This window comes from Blautia sp. ZXY-1-C6 (genome assembly GCF_056339875.1).
The window spans coordinates 1-4,167 of sequence record NZ_JBWJVQ010000287.1 but is presented as its reverse complement, the minus strand read 5'-3'; the positions used below and the strand labels follow the sequence as shown (position 1 = coordinate 4,167).

At 40.3% G+C, this 4,167-nt stretch carries 5 protein-coding genes; 1 reads left to right on the top strand and 4 read right to left on the bottom strand.

The window, feature by feature from the left end:
- Window positions 1-80 precede the first annotated feature (80 nt).
- The 4 genes from AC075J_RS17940 to dapF form a co-directional block, all read right to left on the bottom strand.
- A complete protein-coding gene (locus AC075J_RS17940; RefSeq protein ID WP_008706279.1) occupies window positions 81-536 on the bottom strand; it encodes an ACT domain-containing protein in 456 nt (151 codons plus the stop codon).
- 168 nt (window positions 537-704) lie between these two features.
- A protein-coding gene (prfB, locus tag AC075J_RS17935; protein ID WP_476390573.1) for a peptide chain release factor 2 occupies window positions 705-1,815 on the bottom strand; the annotation gives its coding sequence in 2 pieces (ribosomal slippage) (window positions 705-1,739 and window positions 1,741-1,815; 1,110 coding nt in all).
- Between the two features lie 237 nt (window positions 1,816-2,052).
- On the bottom strand, window positions 2,053-2,271 hold the full coding sequence (locus AC075J_RS17930) for a hypothetical protein (RefSeq protein WP_476390574.1): 219 nt from the start codon (window positions 2,269-2,271) through the stop codon (window positions 2,053-2,055).
- Window position 2,272: 1 nt separating this feature from the next.
- The gene (dapF, locus tag AC075J_RS17925) at window positions 2,273-2,902 is read right to left on the bottom strand and encodes a diaminopimelate epimerase (protein WP_476390572.1); all 630 of its coding nucleotides are present in this window, start codon (window positions 2,900-2,902) and stop codon (window positions 2,273-2,275) included.
- A gap of 675 nt (window positions 2,903-3,577) precedes the next feature.
- Here dapF and AC075J_RS17920 point away from each other — a divergent pair.
- Window positions 3,578-4,167 (top strand): AraC family ligand binding domain-containing protein (locus AC075J_RS17920; protein WP_476390571.1); only part of this gene is annotated, 590 nt, incomplete at its 3' end.

The following is a 4,167-nucleotide window of genomic DNA, read 5'->3' as shown; positions in this document are numbered from 1 at the left end:
TCTTTATTTTCATTTAATACTTCAAATACACCGCTTCCAACTGTGCCATATCCTAAAATTGCTACATTGATCATTTTCTTTTACTCCCTGCCTAATATTTTCAGATAATGAATTCCTTCATTCTGTTCAATCGTCTCTACCATTGCTTCTGCATCCCCCTCGCCCGGAAGAATGTCCACACTCAGAGTAAGTGTGGCAATCCCATTGATAGGAATACTCTGATGAATGGTGAGAATGTTTCCATGAAACCGTGCAATCGTCTGCAGGACAACCGACAAAAGCCCCGGTTCATCATCCATCTGGATAATAAAGGTGATCGTCTTTCCCCTTGTCTCTTCATGAAATGGAAAAATATCATCTTTGTATTTGTAGAAAGAGCTTCTGCTGATTCCTGTGCGCTCTGCTGCATCCTGTACAGTGTCCACTTTGCCGGAGTCCAGAAGCTTCTTTGCCTCCACCACCTTCAGCAGGACTTCCGGAACTGCTCGTTCCCTCACTACAAAATATTTCTTTTTCTCTGTTACTGGTTTCTGCATATCAATTTACCTGTCCGTTCTTTAAAGACATTTGTTTTTACACACTGGATATATTATCACACCACACAAAAATACGCAAGAAATATATTCTGCTGAATCATTGTGTAAAATCATTATGCCTCAACACGAAAAAGGCTGTCCTGATTTCAGACAGCCTTTTTTATTCTTTTATTTCTTCAGTGCGATCCATTTCAGATATGCATTGATGAAAATGTCAATTCCTCCGTCAAGTACTGCATCCACATTTCCGGTCTCCTCGTTTGTACGATGATCCTTTACCATGGTATATGGCTGCATAACATAAGAACGGATCTGATTTCCCCATCCGATATCTGTCACCTCACCGCGGATACCGGAGAGTTTTTCCTCTGCCTCCTGCTGCTTGAGAAGATACAGCTTGGCTTTCAGCATCTGCATGGCTTTATCTTTATTCATGTGCTGAGAACGTTCATTCTGACACTGTACCACGATTCCGGTAGGATAATGTGTGATACGGATGGCAGATGATGTCTTGTTGATATGCTGACCGCCGGCACCACTGCTTCGATAAGTATCAATACGGATCTCATCGTCATTGATCTCTACATCCAGATCCTTCTTGATATCCGGCATAACATCACAGGATACAAAAGATGTCTGTCGCTTACCTGCTGCATTGAAAGGAGAAATACGCACTAGACGATGAACTCCCTTCTCTGATTTCAGATAACCGTAAGCATTTGTTCCGTTTACCTGGAAAGTAACAGATTTGATACCTGCCTCATCGCCGTCCAGATAATCCAACACTTCCAGGGTAAATCCTTTCTTATCTGCCCAACGGCTGTACATACGGTAAAGCATACTGCACCAGTCACAGGCCTCTGTTCCGCCTGCACCTGCATTCAACTTAATGATAGCATTCTCACTGTCATATTCTCCGGAAAGAAGTGTCTTGATACGGATATTGTCAAAATCCTTCTGAAACTCATCCAGCATTTCCTGAATCTCAGGAATCAGTGCAGGATCGTTCTCCTCATATCCCATCTCGATCATGGTTTCCATATCTTCCATCTGTGTAACCAGATTCTGATAGGTCTCCATGTCATCTTTCATGTCTTTTAATTCTTTCATTTTCTTCTGGGAAACTTCTGCATCATCCCAGAAATCAGGCGCTTCCATTTCGCGCTCTAATTCTTCGACCTTCTGCTCTTTGTTAGCCAGGTCAAAGTGAATCCCTCACTTCCACTAATGGTTCTGTATAAGTCGCAAGAATGCTCTTGAACTGGTCTAATTCAACCACAGCTTCACCCACTTTCTTATTATAAATATTCTCTGTCGGACTCCCTGTGGATAACCGACTGAATTGCTATAGATTATAGCAGTCCTAGTAAATAATTCGTTTAAAATAATACCATATCTTTAAGCAAATTACAAACAAAGAATTACCCACAGCGTGAAATGATCATTTATCATAACAATCATTTCACACTGTGGGTAATCATACTTTACACTGAATTACGCATAAAGTCTGTGTAATTTATGAGAAGAAGCTCTCTGCAACACTTATATCTGCAATATATCCCACTGTTCCTGTCATATAGATGGTTCCGTCCTCTTCCATATCGATCTGTATCATTCCGCCCGGCTGATTTACATTAATACGGGATTCCACCAGCCCCAGCTTATAGGCTGCCGCTGCCGCCGCACAGCTTCCTGTTCCGGAAGCCTTTGTATATCCGGAGCCTCTTTCCCAGATTTCAATCTCCCAGATTTCCCTTGTCGACCTGACGGCAAATCTGCAGGTTCATTCTCTCCGGAAATTCATCTGCATTCTCCACATAAGGTCCCAGATTCTTTACAGCTTCTGCACTTACATTGTCTGTAAAAATAATGCAGTGTGGATTACCAACTGTCAGGCAGGTAGCCTTGTATTCTTTTCCATGGAATACGAAATTCTCCTTAATTACTTCACGAATTTCACCGGAAACAGGGATATCGCTGGAGATAAAAGATGGTTTTCCTATGTTTACTTTAAATTCCGTTGCCCGGCTGTTCAGGCATTCCACATGAATCGTGCCTGACATAGTTTCAATGTCAAATTTTTTCTCAGTAATATATCCATTATCCATCAGATATTTGGCAAAAATACGCACGCCGTTTCCACTGATGGCAGATTCACTTCCGTCTGCGTTAAAAATACGCACACCCAATTTCCCATCAATTTCTACCGGTCCATAGAGCACACCGTCAGCGCCAAGCCCAAATCCTCTCTGGCAGAGAAGTGCAATCTTCTTTCCCTGAAGCTGTACCTGATTTTTCTTCGGATCAAGAATCAGATAATCGTTTCCAAGTCCCTGATATTTACTCATAATAATTGTATTTGCCATAACCATATCTCTCCTTCTGATTTATAATCCCGGATACTTCCCGCTTTTGTATCTGCACCGATAATCAATTGTCGGGCAATCTTCCCAACTCACTTCGCCACTTGTCTGAGTCCCCACCCACTGCTTATTGCTCTTCGCAACCCCCGCAGGGGACTTACTTGATTCGGTTAAATTTTGTGTCAGGTAATTTTCTCATATCACATCCTGACTTTATATTCATTATATTTTATTGTTTTTACCATGTATATAGAGTAAAATGCTTAAAACATTGCAAAAAATGCTCTGTAGGTATTACAAAAAAGACCATTATATCAGTTCTCTGATATAACAGCCTTACAGCAGCATCGCTCCTCTCTGTTCAGTTTTCTATTTCTTTACCCTATTTCGAAATAGTTACAAAGTTTTTACGATTACTTTGTAATTGCATGATACTATTATCGTGTAATAATGTCAATATCTTTGTAGCATATTTTCTCAGAAATTATAAAATATATTCGTTACTATTTATTACATTCTTAGTAATAATTGTACATTTGCGCATTAAATGATATGATTATACCATGAATCAAACTTTTCCCTCCGCTTATTGCTTTCCACTGCTTATTTCTTTTCACAATCTCCACAGAGGACTTGCTTGATTCGATTAAATAATCATTGCAGATATCGGAGGCAGATATGTTATTATCAGAACAGTTCTATCAGACAGAAAAAACAGGATACCTGAACGAACAATTCCGACTTTTTCATCTTAAAGACCAGACCAGAAAGGAATTCTCTTACCATTATCATGATTTTCACAAGGTAGTTATCTTCATCTCCGGCAAGGCTGCTTATCATATAGAAGGAAAAGCTTATCAACTGAAACCATGGGACATTCTTCTGGTAAACCGCCATGCCATCCACCGCCCGGAGATTGATCCATCTGTTCCATATGAACGTTTTATTCTCTGGATCCAAAACGATATTCCCTGGCAGGAACTGCTGAAATGCTTCCAGAAAGCAAATGACCGAAGCTATAATCTGGTACGTCTGAACTCTGCTCTTCAGGAAAAGATGAAAGACATCCTGTTTGAACTGGAAAATTCTGCAAAATCCGATGAATATGGAAGAGAAATCCTGACACAGTCACTTTTTCTTCAGTTTATGGTTTATCTGAACCGTATCTTTCTGGAAAAGCAGTACATTTTTGATAAAAAATCCTACACCTTTGACTCGCAGATTGCCAGTATCCTTCAGTATATCAACCACAATCTGAAAGAAGATCT